Origin of the sequence: Bacillus luti, from assembly GCF_001884105.1 — a bacterium.
Classification (GTDB): domain Bacteria; phylum Bacillota; class Bacilli; order Bacillales; family Bacillaceae_G; genus Bacillus_A; species Bacillus_A luti.
Genome location: NZ_MACI01000053.1, coordinates 1 through 18,894 on the forward strand (window position 1 = coordinate 1; position 18,894 = coordinate 18,894).

Here is an 18,894-nt window from a genome sequence, read left to right on the forward strand (position 1 = left end):
CGCGTCTTCCTGCGAGGCAAAAAGCGCCTCTACGTCAGAAGCTCCATCCTCCTCCCATTCTGGACGAGCCACTTCCGCTTTTAAATAGGCCTCACCAATTCAAATTGTTCTCCTAGTTTTGCGTAGTTGTGTCCTGCTAGGCGGCTTATTGGTTTTAGTCCTTCGGCGTGAATGCGGCCGTTTTCGTATAGGTGTTCTGCGACGTGGAAACGAACGACGCGTCCGATTAGTAGGTCGCAAGCCGGTGCGTCTTCTGTTCCGCCAAGAGGAATTGCCTGTTCTAATACGCATTCCATTCGAATGTTTGCTTCTTTTACACCTGGTACTGAAATGACATCGCTGTCGACCGGTGTTAGTTTTGCTAATTCGATTTCACTTTCATCAGGAGGTAGGTTGGCTGCTGTTTCGTTAATTGCTTCTACGTAAGATTCATCAGAGATATGTACGACAAATTCCCCTTTTTCAATTGCGTTTCGGGAAGTGTCCTTTCTTTCTCCAGCTTTTCGTTGTACAGAAACTGAAATAAGTGGTGGATTGGCAGCAACGATATTGAAATAACTATATGGTGCTCCATTTAATACACCGTCTTTTGTTACAGAAGTAACGAATGCGACAGGACGCGGAATGATACTTCCTGTTAGTAATTTGTAATTATCTTTTTCGGTTTGTTCGTTTGGATTAATGGATAACATGTTGTAATCCCCTTTCTAAATATGAAGACTTATTGTTTGTTTACAAGATATCAATGGGAATCTCCTGCTGGAAACAATATTTTTTTTGATGGTGTAAAAAAAGAGATTACCTCAATTGCCCTGAAGTAATCTCTTTTTTGGTAAATGTCTCGAAATTGAGATAAAAATTATAGTAAAACGTATGCGCCAGGTCCGATTAAAGCTACACCAATAGCGACAGCGATTAACATTAAGTTATATTCATATCCATTTTGAGTTACCCAGTAACCATTTTTTCCGTGAACAGTGAAGATTGCCATTAACATTGTTCCAACGATAAATAATGAACCAATTGCAGTGAAAATCCCTGATGCGAATAAGAAACCACCTAATAATTCAGTTGCGCCAGCCATAAATGCCATGAATACACCAGGGCGTAAACCGATTGATTCCATCCAGCCACCTGTTCCTTTTAAACCGTAACCGCCGAACCAACCAAATAATTTTTGAGCACCATGACCCATGAATGTAATACCTATAATAAGACGAATAATAAGAAGACCGATATCCATCATTTCAAAAACCTCCTAAAAGTTATTAACTTACCTTATGTAAGTAATAATAAAATAGTTACTTACTTTAGTCAAGCGGATTTTGAAAAAAGTTTGAAATTAATTTTACAAATTAACGACAAAAAATAAAATGTAGTAAAGACCTCTAGACAAGTTGGGTAAAAAAAGAGAAAATATAAGTAGAAGTTAACTTCTTATTGTTATTCAGACAATCAGAATTGACTGGAATTTTGTGAAGCGCTACAATAAGAGTCTATTAGTAATGACGTAATTTATTTCGAAAGCGTTTTTACAATATGATATTCGAAGTATGAAGTCTTACATGTATCCCGAGCTTTACTAGGGATTGCCCTATAAACTTTTAGGTAAATTATAAGGAGGACTATCCTATGTTTAAAAAATTATTCGGTCTTGGTTCAAAAACAAATGAAGAAACAATTGTAGCTCCATTAACTGGAGCAGTGAAAAATATTGAAGAAGTACCAGATCCAGTATTCGCTGGTCGTATGATGGGTGATGGTGTTGCAATTGATCCTACTGAAGGTGTTGTTGTATCTCCAGTTGATGGTGAAATCGTACAATTATTCCACACAAAACATGCTATTGGAATTAAAGCGAAAAACGGTACAGAAATCTTAATCCACGTTGGATTAGAAACTGTTAAAATGGAAGGCGAAGGTTTCGAAGCTCACGTTTCTGAAGGCCAAGCTGTAAAAGCTGGAGATAAATTAATCTCATTCGACTTAGAATTAATCCGTGAAAAAGCGAAAAGTACAATTACTCCAATCGTTATCACAAACACAGATGCAGCTGAGTCTATTAAGACAACTGTAGGCGTAACAGCTACAAAAGGTTCAACAGAAGTAATGAAAGTTACAATGAAATAATTATTGTATAGAAGGAATCCGTTTCGTATGAAATGGATTCCTTATTTTGTTTTGTAGTGCGCGCGTTATGTATGATAAAATACTTTGGGCACTTGGAAACAGGGTTTCACATATATGTGGATAAGGCGTATTTTTCTTAGAAAAATACGCCTTTCGTATATTCACATTTCTTTTGTTCTATCCTAATGTAAGCTATTATTAAAAGGAAAAGATACAGTATAAGGGGTGGGTTTGGATGAAACGAGTGTTATTTGTTTGCACTGGAAATACATGCCGTAGTCCGATGGCTGAGGCTTTACTTCGTCATTATGGAGAAGGTAAGTTTGAAGTGCAATCTGCTGGTGTTTTCGCCTATCCTGGAAGCGATGCATCGGTTTATGCGAAAGAAGCACTCATTGAAAAAGGGATTTCAATCGATCATGCTTCAAAGCAAATAAATGAAACGTTGCTTGATTGGGCTGATATTGTAATAACAATGACAGAAAATCATAAGGGAATTGTACTTGGGCATTATCCTAATAATGAAGAGAAAGTCTATACATTATATGGATTAACAGAAGGCGTAAGTAAGGATATTTCTGATCCGTTTGGAGGCTCTCTTTCTGTTTATAAGGAAACGTTAAAAGAGATGGAAGGTCTTGTACAAACTTTATTGAAAAAGCATTCAGAAGGTTGATGTTTCGTGTATAATACGATATTGGAGAGCATTTCATACCATTCAGGTAGTGGAGTGTGCGATGAAGATAATTGATTGAAATTTTGGAGGGGTAAAAATGAAAGTAGTAGTAGCATCTGATCACGGCGGTATGAATATCCGTAAAGAACTTGTAAGTTTATTAGAAGAATTAAATATTGAATATATTGATTTAGGTTGTGAATGTGAAGCTGGTTCTGTTGATTACCCTGATTTTGCATTTCCTGCAGCAGAAATGGTAGCGAATGGTGAAGTAGATCGTGGTATTTTAGTTTGTGGGACAGGCATTGGTATGTCAATTGCAGCAAACAAAGTAAACGGTATCCGTTGTGCGTTAGTTCATGATACTTTCAGTGCGAAAGCAACAAGAGAGCATAATGATACAAACATGTTAGCAATGGGCGAGCGTGTAATTGGTGCTGGTTTAGCACGTGACATCGCAAAAATTTGGTTAACAACTGAATTTGAAGGTGGCCGTCACGAAAACCGCGTAGGAAAAATTAAAACATACGAAACAAAGTAATAGATTCTAACTAGAAGCAGTATGAAATATAATTTGGTGAACCAACCTGTGAAAGGAAGAGGCGTAATGACAGAAATCGTAAAGGTAAGAGAACAGCTACAAATGTCGTTTTCTGATTTCCAAGAGCAAGCTTCATTACAAAGTGGTCAAATTTTTGTAGTGGGGTGTAGCACGAGCGAAGTGCTAGGAGAAAGAATTGGAACATCGGGAACGATGGAAGTGGCAGAAGCGATTTTTTCTGAGTTAAAACAATTTCAAGAGCAAACAGGTATCGAATTGGCTTTTCAATGTTGTGAGCATTTAAATCGTGCTTTAGTAGTTGAGAGAGATGTGGCGATGAAATATCAATTTGAAATTGTAACAGTTACGCCTGTTAGATCAGCAGGTGGTGCATTGGGGACATACGCGTATCACAATTTGAAAGATCCGGTAGTAGTTGAATTTATTAAAGCAGATGCTGGAATGGATATTGGCGATACATTTATCGGTATGCATTTAAAGCATGTAGCCGTTCCAGTTCGTACAAGTGTAAAGGAAATTGGAAGTGCGCATGTAACGATGGCGAAAACGCGTGGAAAGCTAATTGGTGGAGCACGTGCTGTATACGCGGCGAAGGAAGAAACTATCACTTGCCGTTAAATACGATAAAAAGTATGTTGTCTGACTTCATAATAGAAGAAAGAAAAGACCGATTTTCGGTCTTTTTTTTCTTTTATGATATAGAAAGTCATGTTAGAATGTAGTTGAAAACATGAAGGTTCGAAAGAATTACAACCTGAATTTTCGTTTTTTCTGAATAAAAAAGAAAAAACTATTGGGAATCGATGTAATTCGTTCAGAAAAGGGGGATTTTGGTGGATCATTTAAAACGTCAAGATGAAAAGGTATTTGCTGCAATTGAGGCAGAACTAGGTAGACAGCGTTCAAAGATTGAGTTAATTGCTTCAGAAAACTTCGTAAGTGAAGCGGTAATGGAGGCGCAAGGTTCTGTTTTAACGAATAAGTATGCTGAAGGATATCCTGGAAAACGTTACTATGGTGGCTGTGAACACGTAGACGTAGTAGAAGATATCGCACGTGATCGCGTAAAAGAAATTTTCGGCGCAGAGCACGTAAATGTTCAACCGCATTCTGGTGCACAAGCGAACATGGCAGTATACTTCACAATTTTAGAGCAAGGCGATACAGTACTTGGTATGAATTTATCTCATGGTGGTCACTTAACACACGGAAGCCCTGTTAACTTCAGTGGAGTACAATATAATTTCGTAGAATATGGCGTGGATGCTGACTCTCACCGTATTAATTACGATGATGTATTAGCAAAAGCGAAAGAACATAAACCAAAATTAATCGTTGCAGGTGCAAGTGCATACCCTCGTGTTATCGATTTCAAACGATTCCGTGAGATTGCAGATGAAGTAGGCGCATACTTAATGGTGGATATGGCTCATATCGCTGGTTTAGTAGCGGCTGGTTTACATCCAAACCCAGTACCATATGCACATTTCGTTACAACGACAACACATAAAACTTTACGTGGCCCACGTGGTGGTATGATTTTATGTGAAGAGCAATTTGCAAAACAAATTGATAAATCAATCTTCCCTGGTATTCAAGGTGGCCCACTTATGCATGTAATTGCTGCGAAAGCTGTTGCGTTCGGTGAGGCACTTCAAGATGATTTTAAAACATATGCACAAAACATTATTAACAATGCACACCGTTTAGCTGAAGGTCTTCAAAAAGAAGGACTTACACTTGTATCTGGTGGAACAGATAATCACCTAATCTTGATTGATGTTCGTAACTTAGAAATTACAGGTAAAGTAGCAGAGCACGTATTAGATGAAGTTGGTATTACAGTGAACAAAAATACAATTCCATTCGAAACAGCAAGCCCATTTGTAACAAGTGGTGTACGTATCGGTACAGCAGCAGTTACATCTCGTGGTTTCGGTTTAGAAGAAATGGATGAAATTGCGTCACTTATTGCTTATACATTAAAAAATCATGAAAATGAAGCTGCATTAGAAGAAGCACGTAAGCGTGTAGAAGCGTTAACGAGCAAATTCCCAATGTATCCAAATCTATAATAGATTGAAAAAGACTGCTGAGACGTAATTGTTTTGGCAGTCTTTTTTTTGGACATATATCGTTTTTAAAGTATGTATACAAATGATGAATAAATTTTGGCGATATAATGAAGGATACAGCTCCCAGAATTGGTAAAGATACTAGATAGATTCATGTAAAATCAGGATTTTACCAAATTTGCCCTTGAATATTAGTAGCGTTTTCTTTACAATCGTAAATAGTGTAAAAAAGCGTGTAAACGCATGAATATCATCTAAAGGAGAGATTCACATGGGAAAACTGTATGTATTTGATCACCCGTTAATTCAACATAAGATTACATATATTCGCGATAAGAATACAGGTACGAAAGATTTTCGTGAATTAGTGGATGAAGTAGCAAGTTTAATGGCTTTCGAAATTACTCGCGATCTTCCACTTAAAGACATTGAAATTGAAACACCTGTAAGCAAAGCGACAACAAAAGTGATCGCTGGTAAAAAACTTGGTTTAATTCCGATTTTACGTGCAGGCTTAGGAATGGTTGATGGAATTCTGAAATTAATTCCAGCAGCAAAAGTAGGACACGTTGGTTTATATCGTGACCCTGAAACATTGCAACCGGTAGAATACTATGTGAAACTTCCAACGGATGTAGAAGAGCGTGACTTCATCGTACTAGATCCGATGCTAGCAACAGGTGGTTCTGCAGCTGAAGCAATTAACTCTCTGAAAAAGCGCGGTGCGAAACAAATTAAATTAATGTGTATCGTAGCTGCTCCAGAAGGCGTGAAAGTAGTACAAGAAGAGCATCCTGATGTGGATATTTATGTTGCAGCATTAGATGAGAAATTAAATGATCACGGATATGTAGTGCCAGGTCTTGGTGATGCTGGTGACCGTTTATTCGGAACGAAGTAAGACAACTGACGAGAAGGGGAGATTCCCCAGCTCGTCTTTTTTTGTTCGAAGCAGGTGGGGGAGGGGAGGATAAATATACATCGTGTATACAACATAAGTAGTATACACATCGCATATAATATAGAAGTCTTACGTCTAGAGAACACTATATTATGGAAGGAAAGCGTTATATCTTAAAAATATAATAGTGACAAAGTTGTGAACATTTTCTTCTATTATAAAGAGAAAACTGTTAGAAATTGCATATCTCTAACCAGTATTTAGAAGGGGAACGTTTTCATTTTTGGGAGGAAATGACTAATACTCAAATTTTTTGATTTTTTACGATTTCTCGTTGACACTGTTAATACCCTATTGTATGCTAACAACGGGGATAGATGGTAGGGCTTTCAGTGACAAAAATGCATCTATTCCGTGACGAAAATGTAAACTTTTTATTTTGTATAGAATTTATGCAGAAAAATGAGTTATTATTAACACATCGTGAATGAGGGTTACATATTGGAGGGATGAATCCTTGCAAAAAAACGATCGCAGCCATATAAAAGCTTATGCTTTAATGTCAGGAATTCTTGCTCAGTTAGTCGGTTCTATTCTTGTTGGAATCTTTGGGGGGCAATGGATTGATAATAAGGTTGGAACGTTTCCGTTGTTTCTTATTATAGGGTTATTACTCGGATTAGGAACAGGGGTATACGCAATGATTCGACTCATTCGACATTACTATTCGGGAGAGCAATGATGATAGACGTACATGGACTTGTCCAAAGACAAAAGAAATATATGTACTACTTGCTTGCGCTTCTAGTGCTAGGATGGTGCTTTACCTCTTACAAGGATGTATTTCTTGGGCTGATTATCGGAACGATTTTCAGTTTTCTTAGTTTGCGCATCATTGCACGTAGAACAGACAAGCTGTTAGATCGCGTAACAAATGGAGAAAACGTGAAGTTTAAGGCAACAGCGGTAAGTACATATTCAAGGTTCGCCACGATTGGGTTATTAATTTTATTTGCAGCCAAATATCAAGAGTTAATTGCGATGTGGGGCTTAGGTGTAGGATTGCTGACAGGATACCTTGTCATGATCATAGATTTTCTTTATTTAGAGTATAAGAGCAGGGAAGAGAGGTGAATTACTAGTGGAACACGGTAAATTAGTTGAATTTCTAGGTTTAACGTTCGATTTGTCATCAGTTATGATGGTTACTGTAGCAGCAGTTATTGTTTTCTTAATCGCTGTTATCGGAACTCGCAGCTTAGCTCTTCGCCCAACAGGAATGCAAAATTTCATGGAATGGGTGTTTGACTTCGTGAAAGGGATTATCAATAGTACGATGGACTGGAAAACGGGTGGACGTTTCTTAACGCTTGGCGTTACGCTTATCATGTTTATCATCGTATCGAACTTCCTTGGTTTACCATTCATGTATTCAACAGTTGAGGCTGGCGAACATATTGCATGGTGGAGATCACCAACGTCTGATCCAGCAGTTACATTAACATTAGCCGTGATGGTAGTTACCCTCACCCATTATTATGGAATTAAGATGAAGGGTACGAAAGAATACGTTAAAGGTTATTTCCAACCTATGAAATTCTTATTCCCATTAAAGGTTATTGAGGAGTTTGCTAACACATTAACGTTAGGTCTTCGTTTATTCGGTAACATTTATGCAGGTGAGATCTTATTAGGATTACTTGCTAAGTTAGGCGGAGCATCAGTTCTTGGAGCATTAGGTGCACTTGTACCGATGTTAGCATGGATGGGATTCAGTGTATTCGTTGGATCAATCCAGTCATTTATTTTCGTTATGTTAACGATGGTTTATATGGCTCATAAAGTAAGCCATGACCATTAATATAATTTAAGTAAGAAAAAATTTATTTTTTTATAATACAAAGGAGGACAAATTAAATGAGTTTAGGTGTAATCGCAGCTGCAATTGCAATTGGTTTATCAGCATTAGGTGCAGGTATTGGTAACGGTCTTATCGTATCACGTACAATCGAAGGTGTTGCTCGTCAACCAGAATTAAAAGGCGCACTTCAAACAATTATGTTCATCGGGGTTGCTTTAGTTGAGGCACTTCCAATCATCGGTGTAGTTATTGCTTTCATCGTAATGAACAAATAAGGGAGACTCCCCTTACATAGATGGCGAAGAGTGTTTTTCCGAACTTTCTTCGCCATTGCTTTATGAACGAAACGTATGTCTTTTTTTTTCATATGATCAATTTAGATATTTTGAAGGGAGTGAATCCTTGTGCCAACTTTATTATTAGGGGCTGCCGTTCCATTTGGAACGATTGCTTATACATTGTTCATTTTCTTACTTCTATTAGTAATGCTACGCAAATTTGCGTGGGGTCCTTTAATGGGAATTATGAAAGAACGTGAAGAGCATGTTACTAATGAAATCGACGCTGCAGAAAGAAGTAACGCTGAAGCGAAGAAGTTAGTAGAAGAACAACGTGAAATGTTAAAACAATCACGTGTTGAAGCACAAGAGTTAATCGAAAGAGCGAAAAAACAAGCTGTAGATCAAAAAGATGTTATTGTTGCTGCTGCGAAAGAAGAAGCAGAATCAATTAAAGCATCTGCTGTACAAGAAATTCAACGCGAAAAAGAGCAAGCGATTGCTGCTTTACAAGAACAAGTCGCTTCTTTATCTGTTCAAATTGCTTCTAAAGTAATTGAAAAAGAATTAAAAGAAGAAGATCAAGTGAAGTTAATTCGCGATTATATTAAAGAAGTAGGAGAAGCGCGATGAGCAATGGGATTGTAGCAAAACGTTATGCTGTCGCTCTTTTTAAAATTGCAAAAGAAAAACACGTATTAGAAATGTTTGAAGAGGAATTACGCCTTGTACAAAACGTTTTTGTAAAGAACGGAGAACTACATAGCTTTTTAACGCAACCGAACATTTCAAAGGAGCAGAAGAAAACGTTTCTTGCAAACGTATTCGGATCTGTTTCTGAATCTATTTTAAATACGTTATATATTTTAATTGATAACAAGCGTATCGATATCTTACCTGAAATTGCAGATGAATATGTTGTTCTTGCTAATGAAGAACGTAACGTAGCGGATGCAACTGTATATTCTACTCGCCTTCTATCAGAGGAAGAGAAGCTTAACATTGCAGAAGCATTTGCAAAGAGAACAGGAAAAGATGCTATTCGCGTGAAAAATGTTGTAGATGAAGATTTACTAGGCGGCATTAAAGTACGCATTGGAAATCGCATTTATGACGGAAGTTTACAAGGAAAATTAGCACGTATTCAGCGTGAATTAATGAAGAATAGATAGGGGTGAAGCACATGAGCATCAGAGCTGAAGAAATTAGCGCACTGATAAAGCAACAAATCGAGAACTATCAGTCTGAAATCGAAGTTAGTGATGTTGGTACAGTTATCCAAGTTGGTGACGGTATTGCGCGTGCTCATGGTCTTGATAACGTTATGGCTGGTGAACTTGTAGAGTTCTCTAACGGCGTTATGGGACTAGCACAAAACTTAGAGGAAAACAACGTAGGTATTATCATTTTAGGACCTTACACAGAAATCCGTGAAGGTGACGAAGTTCGTCGTACTGGTCGCATCATGCAAGTACCAGTAGGAAAAGAACTAATCGGTCGTGTTGTAAACCCATTAGGTCAACCAGTTGATGGTTTAGGCCCAATCAATACAACAAACACTCGTCCAATCGAAAGTCCAGCACCAGGTGTAATGGATCGTAAATCTGTTCATGAGCCACTTCAAACAGGTATTAAAGCGATCGATGCTCTTGTACCAATTGGTCGTGGTCAACGTGAGTTAATCATTGGTGACCGTCAAACAGGTAAAACAGCAGTTGCACTTGATACAATCATTAACCAAAAAGATGAAGATATGATTTGTATCTATGTAGCTATCGGACAAAAAGAATCAACTGTACGTAACGTAGTAGAAACACTACGTAAGCACGGTGCATTAGAGTACACAATCGTTGTAACTGCATCTGCTTCTCAACCAGCTCCATTATTATACTTAGCTCCTTACGCTGGTGTAACAATGGGTGAAGAGTTCATGTACAATGGTAAACACGTATTAGTAGTATATGATGACTTATCAAAACAAGCAGCGGCTTACCGTGAGCTGTCATTACTATTACGTCGTCCTCCAGGTCGTGAAGCTTATCCAGGGGATGTATTCTACTTACATTCTCGCTTATTAGAGCGTGCAGCAAAATTAAGTGATGCAAGAGGCGGCGGTTCTTTAACTGCACTACCTTTCATCGAAACACAAGCAGGGGACGTATCAGCTTACATCCCAACAAACGTAATCTCGATTACGGATGGACAAATCTTCTTACAATCTGACCTATTCTTCTCTGGCGTACGTCCAGCGATTGATGCGGGTACTTCTGTATCTCGTGTTGGTGGATCTGCTCAGATTAAAGCGATGAGTAAAGTATCAGGTACACTTCGTCTTGACCTTGCATCTTACCGTGAGTTAGAAGCGTTCGCTCAGTTCGGTTCTGACCTTGATAAAGCAACACAAGCGAAATTAAACCGTGGTGCTCGTACTGTTGAAGTATTAAAACAAGGATTACACAAACCGTTACGTGTAGAGAAACAAGTTATCATTCTTTACGCTTTAACACGTGGATTCCTAGATGATATTCCAGTAGTAGACATCACTCGTTTCGAAGAAGAATTCCATGCTTGGTTAGATTCAAATGCAGCTGACTTATTAAACGAAATTCGCACAACTAAGAAACTTGCGGATGACGACAAATTTGCAGCAGCAATTAACGGATTTAAAAAAGTATTCGTAGCTTCTGAGTAATAAATAAAAGCCGAAGCGGCTCGTACAAACCGCCGAAGCTAGATAATATATAACGGCATCTCGGGCTCTGAGATTGCTAAAGGTCATGTAAAGGAAAAGAGTAGGTGCACCTATTCTTTTCCTTCAATCATGAGCAAGAATATCTTGCAACGTAGATTAGGAAGAGGATTCTTACTAATCGTGCCAACTTCCGGAAAAAAGGTGGTGAAAACCTGTGGCATCTTTACGCGATATAAAAGCGAAGATTACCTCGACAAAGAAAACGAGTCAAATTACGAAAGCGATGGAGATGGTATCTGCATCTAAGTTAAACCGTGCAGAGCAAAATGCTAAATCTTTCGTTCCGTATATGGAAAAGATTCAAGAAGTAGTAGCGAGCATTGCGCAAGGAAGCAAAGGGATTAATCATCCAATGCTAAATGCGCGTCCTGTAAAGCGTACAGGATACATCGTTATTACATCTGATCGCGGACTAGCAGGTGGTTATAACAGTAACGTATTACGTACAGTTAGTAACGTAATTCGTGAACGTCATAATATGGATTCAAACCAATATTCTATTATTGTGCTTGGACGACTAGGACGTGATTATTTAAAACGTCGCGGCTTTAACATCATTGATGAAGTAGTTGGATTATCTGACCACCCATCATTTACTGATATTAAAGACCTTGCTTCTCGAGCAATTGCGATGTTCGCAGATGGTGCTTATGATGAGCTGTACATTTACTACAACCATTACGTAAGTAAAATTTCACAAGAAGTAACGGAAAATAAAATTTTACCGCTTACTGATGTGGCGTCTGATAAACCGACGACAGCTTATGAATTCGAACCTTCTGAAGAAGAAATTTTAAAAGTATTATTGCCACAATACGCAGAAAGCTTAGTGTACGGTGCATTACTAGATGGTAAAGCAAGTGAACACGCAGCGCGTATGACAGCAATGAAGAGTGCTACAGACAACGCAATGGAAGTTATCGATTCACTTACACTTTCATTCAACCGTGCGCGTCAAGCAGCGATTACGCAAGAAATTACGGAAATCGTTGGTGGAGCAGCAGCGTTAGAGTAGTATTAAAAAGCGTAGGCGGTTCGTTCAGAATGAGAGGGGATGGAGCTTTTGACGTAGAGGCGATTTGTGCCTCGCAGGAAAAAGCGAAGCCACCGAACATTCTAACCGCAGGAGCTAGATTCAATAAAAGGTGGAAGCGGTTCGTTCAAAAGAGCTGCGTAAGCTAAACTAATAAAAATTAAAAGCCGACTTCTCTTAGAAAGCTGGCTAATTAAAAGAAAGCTAGGAGGGAACCCGATGAATAAAGGGCGCGTTACGCAAATCATGGGTCCGGTTGTAGACGTTAAGTTTGATGGCGGAAAGCTACCAGAAATCTACAACGCCCTTACGGTAAAACAAAGCAACGAAAACGGAAGCATGAACCTAACATTTGAAGTTGCACTTCATTTAGGTGATGACACAGTTCGTACAGTTGCGATGTCTTCCACAGATGGACTTGTTCGTGGCACAGAAGTAGAAGATACTGGTAAAGCAATCTCTGTACCAGTTGGTGATGCAACACTTGGTCGTGTATTCAACGTATTAGGTGATGCAATTGACTTAGATGGTGATGTTCCTGCGGATGTACGTCGTGATCCAATTCACCGTCAAGCACCTGCATTTGAAGAATTATCTACTAAAGTAGAAATTCTTGAAACTGGTATTAAAGTAGTAGACTTACTTGCTCCTTACATTAAGGGTGGTAAAATTGGTCTATTCGGTGGTGCCGGTGTAGGTAAAACAGTATTAATTCAGGAGTTAATCAATAACATCGCACAAGAGCACGGTGGTATCTCTGTATTCGCTGGTGTAGGTGAGCGTACTCGTGAGGGTAATGACTTATACCACGAAATGAGCGATTCTGGCGTAATCAAGAAAACTGCGATGGTATTCGGACAAATGAACGAGCCACCTGGAGCACGTCAACGTGTTGCATTAACAGGTTTAACAATGGCTGAACATTTCCGTGATGAGCAAGGACAAGACGTACTATTGTTCATCGATAACATCTTCCGTTTCACGCAAGCGGGTTCTGAAGTATCTGCCCTTCTTGGTCGTATGCCATCTGCGGTAGGTTACCAACCAACACTTGCAACAGAAATGGGTCAATTACAAGAGCGTATTACATCTACAAATAAAGGGTCTATCACGTCTATCCAAGCGGTATATGTACCAGCCGATGACTATACTGACCCAGCACCAGCTACAACGTTCGCTCACTTAGATGCAACAACAAACTTAGAGCGTCGTTTAACTCAAATGGGTATTTACCCAGCCGTAGATCCATTAGCATCTACATCTCGTGCACTTTCTCCAGAAATCGTAGGAGAAGAGCATTACGAAGTAGCACGTCAAGTGCAGCAAACTTTACAACGTTACAAAGAGCTTCAAGATATCATCGCTATCTTAGGTATGGATGAGTTATCTGAAGAAGATAAGTTAGTTGTACATCGTGCTCGTCGTATTCAATTCTTCTTATCTCAAAACTTCCACGTAGCTGAGCAGTTTACGGGTCAAAAAGGTTCTTATGTACCTGTAAAAAATACAGTTAGTGGCTTCAAAGAAATTCTAGAAGGAAAATATGATGACCTTCCAGAAGATGCATTCCGTTTAGTTGGTGGCATTGAAGAAGTTATTGAGAACGCGAAGAAAATGATGGCGTAAGGCCTTAGGAGGGACGAAGTATGAAGACATTTCCAGTCAGTATTGTAACTCCTGATGGACCGGTTTACGAAAAAGAAGTAGAAATGGTAAGTGTAAAAGCAGAGAGTGGGGAAATGGGGATCTTACCAGGTCACATTCCAACTGTTGCACCATTAAAAATTAGTGCAGTTCGTCTGAAAAATGGTGGACACACTGATTATGTAGCAGTAAGCGGTGGCTTTATCGAAGTTCGTCCAGATAAAGTAACTGTATTATCATCATCTGCTGAAGAAGCAAACCATATCGATATCCATCGTGCAAATGAAGCGAAGCGTCGTGCTGAGCAACGTATGCAAGACAAACAAGCACATGTTGACTTTAGACGTGCAGAAATGGCATTACAACGTGCTGTGAACCGTTTAAATGTTTCTGATATGAAATAAAAAATCCGTAAAGGCTTTGCCTTTACGGATTTTTTTGTGTAGTTTATGGATAATTTTACAAAAATGGTATAATTATATTGATGCTCGTATAAGTAGAGAATGTACAACAATTTATAAAGGGGATGAAAACATGATCGGTGAAATGAAACGAGAAGCATTGCACTCTTTAAAGGGAAAATGGGGACTAGGTGTTGGATCAACAATTTTATATTTTATTTTAAGTTATGTTGTTTCAATGGCTGCAATGCTTATACTTTTAATTCCAGGAATTATTATATTTTTCTTAGTTGTTAGCTTAGCTGGGTCAGTTGAAGCGGAAACGATGTCAATTGGAGCAGCTATTACATTTGGGATTTTCTATTGCATAATGATTATTTTGAGTAATGCATCTTATGGTATTACCTCATACGGTTACACGAATGTGTTTCTACAAATTAGTAAACGAGAAGATGCTAAAGTAGATTACTTGTTTGAAGGATTCCGTGGTTTTAAAAGAATGATCAAAACAATGTGGGCAATGCTTGCGATTTTATTATATACAGGTACATGGATTCCGATGTTGTTAACAGGTTTATTCATATTCTTAGGTGAAGAAGGAAATCTGTCGTTTACAATTGCCTTCTTCGTACTATTAGCTATTTCAATTGTTGGTATGATTGTAATGTACTTTTCTTATGCGCTGACGTACTATGTGATGATTGAAAATCCAGAATACAGTGTGTCACAGGCAATGAAAGAAAGTAAGCATCTTATGAAGGGACATAAGTTAGATTTATTCCTTTTATGGCTGAGTTTTATAGGTTGGGCACTTTTAGCAATTCTTACACTTGGAATAGGTTTTCTTTGGGTTAGTCCGTATATGAGTACAACGACAGCACATTTTTATCGCTACATTTCAAAAGGTGAATTGCAGTAGGAACATGCTATACTAATAGAATTATTGAGTATAGGAGGAAAGTTATGATTAGTGATTTAAAAGGAGAAGCGCTAGACTCGCTTGAAGGAAAATGGGGCTTAGCAGTTGGAGCAACATTACTTATTTCGATCCTTATCACGGCTTTTAGTTTTAGTATTGATTGGGGATTTTATTCCATTTTGGATTGGCAAGAAACAGGAAGTTCACTAATAATAAACACTCTCACATTTTTTGTTAGTGGGCCGTTAACTTTAGGTGGATATTATCTTGCTTTAAATATCATTCGTGAAAAACAAGCTAGCATCGGTAATATATTTGTTTGGTTTACGGATGGGAAAAGATTTCTAAAATCATTTTTAGTATATTTATTAGTGAATCTTTATCTTTTTTTATGGACGTTACTTCTCATTATTCCGGGCATTATTAAATCGTTTTCTTATGCGATGACATATTTTATTATAAACGATCATCCTGAGTATTCATTAAACCAAGCTATTACAGAAAGCCGTCGTATGATGGATGGACATAAAATGGAGTATTTCCTTTTATGTTTAAGTTTTATTGGCTGGTTTATATTAAGTTGTATTACACTGGGGATTGGATTCCTATGGTTAATTCCATATTTCTATACAACAGCTGCAGCTTTTTACGAAGAGATTGCAGAAGAATATTATGAGAAAACAATTCCAACAATATAACGTGAAACTGTAAGTAGTCTGGGGTCATCCCCTGCTATTTACTGCCGGCAACTAGCGGATAAAAACACCCAGTGAACTATTTGTTCATACTGGGTGTTTTTTGTAGAAACCTTATAAATTGCTTACTTGTTAGAGGTTTACTGAAATAGTAACCTTGCATATATTTACAGTTGTTTTTTTGTAAAAATTTCAGCTGTTTTTCTGTTTCAATTCCTTCGGCAACGACTGAAAGATTTAAAGTGTTCGCAAGAGAAAGAATGGTTGAAACGATGGCTCTTTCTTCAGGACGATGGTCGGCTAGTTGTGTAAATTCTCTTGGGATTTTTAATGTATCGATAGGGAAAAGTGACAAATATGCAAGAGAAGAGTAGCCGGTACCGAAGTCATCAATAGATGTGTGAATGCCATATTCTTTCAATTGCTTTAGTCTTAATAATGTTTCCTGCTCATTAATCATCGCGATTCTCTCAGTTAGCTCGAGTGTTACGGATTTAGGATTAACTTTGACTTCTTGTAGTATTTGGGAAATGTTTTCGATTAATTGATCCTGCCGAAATTCTTTCGCTGATAAATTTACACTCATTTTTAAATCTGTGTAGCCGAGAGTTTGCCACATTCTTAATTGGCAACATGATTCTTTTAGCACCCAATGTCCAAGCGGGATGACTTGGGGAGTCTCTTCTACAATAGGAATGAACTCACACGGCGGGATGTCGCCTAGTAGTGGGTGTTTCCAGCGTATTAATGCTTCCGCACCGATAATTTTTTTCGTTGTAGTATCAATTTGTGGTTGATACACGAGATAGAACTCTTTATTTACTAAAGCGAGTGGCAAATCTTTTTCAATTCGAGCTTTTCGTTCTATTTTTTTATATAGTTCTTTCGTGTAAAGAGAGCTACCGTTTTTCCCTCTGTTTTTTGTTTCATACATGGCCATGTCAGCATGCTGTAAAATGGACAAAGGATCTTCCCCTGCTTCAGGATATATCGCGATTCCGATGCTCGGTGAGATTTGTAAATGTTGATTTTCGATTTCAAATGGTTCGTTCATGGCTGCTACAATCGTATCAGCCATTTTTTGTACATCTGGCTTTTTGTTATAATTTTCGATGAGGATTGTGAACTCATCCCCAGCTAGTCGAGCAAGTTTCATATTTGATGTCGATATTTGTTCAAGTCTTCTTGCTACTGCAATTAAAAGGAGATCTCCTACCCGGTGTCCGAGGGTGTCATTAATTACTTTAAAGCGGTCTAGGTCAAGAAACATAACCGCAAAAGGCCTTTTTGTTAGTTTTGCTCGTGCAATCGCCTTTTCTAAATATTGATGAAATGAACGGCGATTTGCAAGCTCAGTTAAAGTGTCGTGATATGCTAGGAAATTAATTTGTTCCTGTTGTTGTTTACTTTCCGTAATATCTTTAATCATTAAATAAACCCCAGAAATATGCTCCTTTAAAAAGATGGGAACGGCCGTAACATGCAAGTAGTAAATATCTCTGTTTTTGTGATATGCCCGTATTTCTAAAGAAATAGAACTTCCTTTTTTCACATGATGAAAGGCATGGATAATTTCTTCTAAATCTTCTTCATATATGAGTGAGTAATAGGGCTGATTTAATAATTCATTCGTTTGATAACCGAGTAACGTAGTACCAGCGTTATTCACTTTGAGAAAATTACCGTACAAATCTAATGTGAAGATTGGATCTGGATGATGCTCGTATAAAGATTTAAACATTTGTTGGTTATGATATAATTCGTTTTTTTGTTTAACTAAATCTTCTGTACGTAGTTCAATTTGTTTCTCAAGTTCTAAATTAAATTGCATTTGGGCTAATAATAATATTTTATTTTGTTTTCGAACTAAACTATGACGTATGAGGACGAAAGTGAAAGTGATCATAAGCCCGATTACTACAATAGGTGCAAAAACATTTTCGACCAATATAAAAACAATCAACATGACTACTGAAATATAAGGTAATGATAATCGGATGGATTCACCAAATTTAGGCGTTAATAGTACTTGTTCTTGTTTTTCAGGTTCTTTTGTATGGAGAATACAGGCGATTGCTACTAGTACTAAGACAACTTGATAGAGCGGAGTAACTGTAAACATAGAATAGTCTGGTGTGAAGTATTTTATATAAGCATAAATAGCATCCGTAGTAGCATATAAAATTAAAGCACTGCCAAGAAGTGCACCAACCCCTTTTGGTAATAAGGATAATGGTCTAAATAAAAGATTGATTCCTATTAAAAGAAAGAGTAAATCAACCATTGGATAGGTAAGTTGAACAAATATGTCGATATAGGATGTTGTAAAAACGTGAATGGTTCGTTCAATGAGCAAGTAGTAACTTAAAGTAAACTGGGCTGTAACGATAATGCAAATATCACATATCATAAAAAGCTTTTCTAATAAATCTCGGTTGTAAATGATTTCGTATAGAAAGGCAAGCGCAAAGCTAGTTAAAAAAAGTAAGTAAAAAAAATCGGACGGATCAACGAATGTATAGAAGTCTTTTAAAATTAAACGTTGATAGGCAACGACTATATCACCGATGAAATAAGAAAGAGTTCCAACTGATAATATCATCCAAAATAAACGAGGTAATCCTTTTTTTATATTTGAAAAATAGAGTATATAGCTACAAGCGATAATATCAATTAATAAGGTACTTATTCCGATTACTATTTGAAAAGGAAAAGAGTATTCATATAGAAAAGGCATTGCTACGTAATGAATCACTATAGACAACAATATAATGCTTATAAGAATACTTACATGTGTTTGTTTTTTCATTTATATCACCTACGTTGTTATATACATATAAACTTTTCTTTTTATTTTTTTACGATTGCTAAAAGACATATATAATTTCTATGTTTATTTTGCACAGATATAGCAAGTTATAAAAATAGATTTTAATAATTTTTGTTTCTGCCCCCAACATATCGACA

23 protein-coding genes are annotated in these 18,894 nt (G+C 37.5%); 20 read left to right on the top strand and 3 right to left on the bottom strand.

All coding sequences use genetic code 11. From position 1 onward, the window contains the following. Positions 1–80: 80 nt before the first annotated feature. The gene (locus BAQ48_RS11650; protein ID WP_071711202.1) at positions 81–692 is read right to left on the bottom strand and encodes a flavin reductase family protein; all 612 of its coding nucleotides are present in this window, start codon (positions 690–692) and stop codon (positions 81–83) included. A gap of 167 nt (positions 693–859) precedes the next feature. Next, the gene (locus BAQ48_RS11655) at positions 860–1,246 is read right to left on the bottom strand and encodes a DoxX family protein (RefSeq protein ID WP_000968694.1); all 387 of its coding nucleotides are present in this window, start codon (positions 1,244–1,246) and stop codon (positions 860–862) included. A 386-nt stretch (positions 1,247–1,632) separates the two neighbouring features. On the opposite strand from BAQ48_RS11655, the gene BAQ48_RS11660 reads away from it, so the two are divergent. The 20 genes from BAQ48_RS11660 to BAQ48_RS11750 all read left to right on the top strand — a co-directional run bounded on the left by BAQ48_RS11660 (position 1,633) and on the right by BAQ48_RS11750 (position 15,930). Further along, positions 1,633–2,130, top strand: coding sequence for a PTS sugar transporter subunit IIA (locus BAQ48_RS11660; protein ID WP_000473666.1), 498 nt, complete (start codon positions 1,633–1,635; stop codon positions 2,128–2,130). A 235-nt stretch (positions 2,131–2,365) separates the two neighbouring features. After that, complete coding sequence (locus tag BAQ48_RS11665) at positions 2,366–2,806, top strand: low molecular weight protein arginine phosphatase (RefSeq protein ID WP_071711203.1); 441 nt, start codon at positions 2,366–2,368, stop codon at positions 2,804–2,806. Positions 2,807–2,903: 97 nt separating this feature from the next. After that, the gene (rpiB, locus tag BAQ48_RS11670) at positions 2,904–3,347 is read left to right on the top strand and encodes a ribose 5-phosphate isomerase B (RefSeq protein WP_000869918.1); all 444 of its coding nucleotides are present in this window, start codon (positions 2,904–2,906) and stop codon (positions 3,345–3,347) included. Positions 3,348–3,368: 21 nt separating this feature from the next. Next, positions 3,369–3,986 carry a TIGR01440 family protein gene (locus tag BAQ48_RS11675; protein ID WP_242660458.1) on the top strand — a complete coding sequence of 206 codons (618 nt, stop codon included), beginning with the start codon at positions 3,369–3,371 and terminating at the stop codon, positions 3,984–3,986. A gap of 215 nt (positions 3,987–4,201) precedes the next feature. Continuing rightward, a complete protein-coding gene (glyA, locus tag BAQ48_RS11680) occupies positions 4,202–5,443 on the top strand; it encodes a serine hydroxymethyltransferase (RefSeq protein WP_071711205.1) in 1,242 nt (413 codons plus the stop codon). 271 nt (positions 5,444–5,714) lie between these two features. Next, positions 5,715–6,344, top strand: a complete 630-nt coding sequence (gene upp / locus BAQ48_RS11685; RefSeq protein WP_000517536.1) for a uracil phosphoribosyltransferase — start codon at positions 5,715–5,717, stop codon at positions 6,342–6,344. A 377-nt stretch (positions 6,345–6,721) separates the two neighbouring features. After that, positions 6,722–6,835, top strand: a complete 114-nt coding sequence (locus tag BAQ48_RS11690) for a DUF4024 domain-containing protein (RefSeq protein ID WP_000232963.1) — start codon at positions 6,722–6,724, stop codon at positions 6,833–6,835. Positions 6,836–6,861: 26 nt separating this feature from the next. Next, positions 6,862–7,086, top strand: a complete 225-nt coding sequence (locus tag BAQ48_RS11695) for an AtpZ/AtpI family protein (RefSeq protein ID WP_001171223.1) — start codon at positions 6,862–6,864, stop codon at positions 7,084–7,086. Continuing rightward, on the top strand, positions 7,086–7,478 hold the full coding sequence (locus tag BAQ48_RS11700; RefSeq protein ID WP_071711206.1) for an ATP synthase subunit I: 393 nt from the start codon (positions 7,086–7,088) through the stop codon (positions 7,476–7,478). Before BAQ48_RS11695 ends, BAQ48_RS11700 begins: the two co-directional genes overlap by 1 nt. Positions 7,479–7,485: 7 nt before the next feature. Continuing rightward, complete coding sequence (gene atpB / locus BAQ48_RS11705) at positions 7,486–8,205, top strand: F0F1 ATP synthase subunit A (protein ID WP_000399876.1); 720 nt, start codon at positions 7,486–7,488, stop codon at positions 8,203–8,205. 56 nt (positions 8,206–8,261) lie between these two features. Further along, the gene (atpE, locus tag BAQ48_RS11710) at positions 8,262–8,480 is read left to right on the top strand and encodes a F0F1 ATP synthase subunit C (RefSeq protein WP_000052064.1); all 219 of its coding nucleotides are present in this window, start codon (positions 8,262–8,264) and stop codon (positions 8,478–8,480) included. Positions 8,481–8,609: 129 nt separating this feature from the next. Beyond that, the gene (gene atpF, locus BAQ48_RS11715; protein ID WP_001142621.1) at positions 8,610–9,116 is read left to right on the top strand and encodes a F0F1 ATP synthase subunit B; all 507 of its coding nucleotides are present in this window, start codon (positions 8,610–8,612) and stop codon (positions 9,114–9,116) included. Continuing rightward, entirely contained in the window at positions 9,113–9,655 is a 543-nt protein-coding gene (gene atpH / locus BAQ48_RS11720; RefSeq protein WP_000064676.1) for a F0F1 ATP synthase subunit delta, read from the top strand. The genes atpF and atpH overlap by 4 nt, the downstream gene beginning before the upstream one ends. 11 nt (positions 9,656–9,666) lie before the next feature. Next, complete coding sequence (gene atpA / locus BAQ48_RS11725) at positions 9,667–11,175, top strand: F0F1 ATP synthase subunit alpha (RefSeq protein WP_000027520.1); 1,509 nt, start codon at positions 9,667–9,669, stop codon at positions 11,173–11,175. Between the two features lie 214 nt (positions 11,176–11,389). Then, the gene (atpG, locus tag BAQ48_RS11730; RefSeq protein ID WP_000157703.1) at positions 11,390–12,250 is read left to right on the top strand and encodes a F0F1 ATP synthase subunit gamma; all 861 of its coding nucleotides are present in this window, start codon (positions 11,390–11,392) and stop codon (positions 12,248–12,250) included. A gap of 29 nt (positions 12,251–12,279) precedes the next feature. After that, on the top strand, positions 12,280–12,417 hold the full coding sequence (locus BAQ48_RS27945) for a hypothetical protein (protein ID WP_165613794.1): 138 nt from the start codon (positions 12,280–12,282) through the stop codon (positions 12,415–12,417). A gap of 70 nt (positions 12,418–12,487) precedes the next feature. Further along, positions 12,488–13,894: a F0F1 ATP synthase subunit beta gene (gene atpD / locus BAQ48_RS11735; RefSeq protein ID WP_001032594.1), complete on the top strand. Its 1,407-nt coding sequence runs from the start codon at positions 12,488–12,490 to the stop codon at positions 13,892–13,894. 20 nt (positions 13,895–13,914) lie between these two features. Then, the gene (gene atpC / locus BAQ48_RS11740) at positions 13,915–14,316 is read left to right on the top strand and encodes a F0F1 ATP synthase subunit epsilon (RefSeq protein ID WP_000847215.1); all 402 of its coding nucleotides are present in this window, start codon (positions 13,915–13,917) and stop codon (positions 14,314–14,316) included. 130 nt (positions 14,317–14,446) lie between these two features. Then, the gene (locus BAQ48_RS11745) at positions 14,447–15,232 is read left to right on the top strand and encodes a DUF975 family protein (protein ID WP_071711207.1); all 786 of its coding nucleotides are present in this window, start codon (positions 14,447–14,449) and stop codon (positions 15,230–15,232) included. 44 nt (positions 15,233–15,276) lie between these two features. After that, complete coding sequence (locus BAQ48_RS11750) at positions 15,277–15,930, top strand: DUF975 family protein (RefSeq protein WP_071711208.1); 654 nt, start codon at positions 15,277–15,279, stop codon at positions 15,928–15,930. A gap of 76 nt (positions 15,931–16,006) precedes the next feature. Here BAQ48_RS11750 and BAQ48_RS11755 read toward each other — a convergent pair whose 3' ends face one another. Continuing rightward, positions 16,007–18,736 (bottom strand): putative bifunctional diguanylate cyclase/phosphodiesterase, encoded by a 2,730-nt coding sequence (locus BAQ48_RS11755; RefSeq protein ID WP_071711209.1) that lies wholly within the window; start codon positions 18,734–18,736, stop codon positions 16,007–16,009. Between the last annotated feature and the right edge of the window lie 158 nt (positions 18,737–18,894).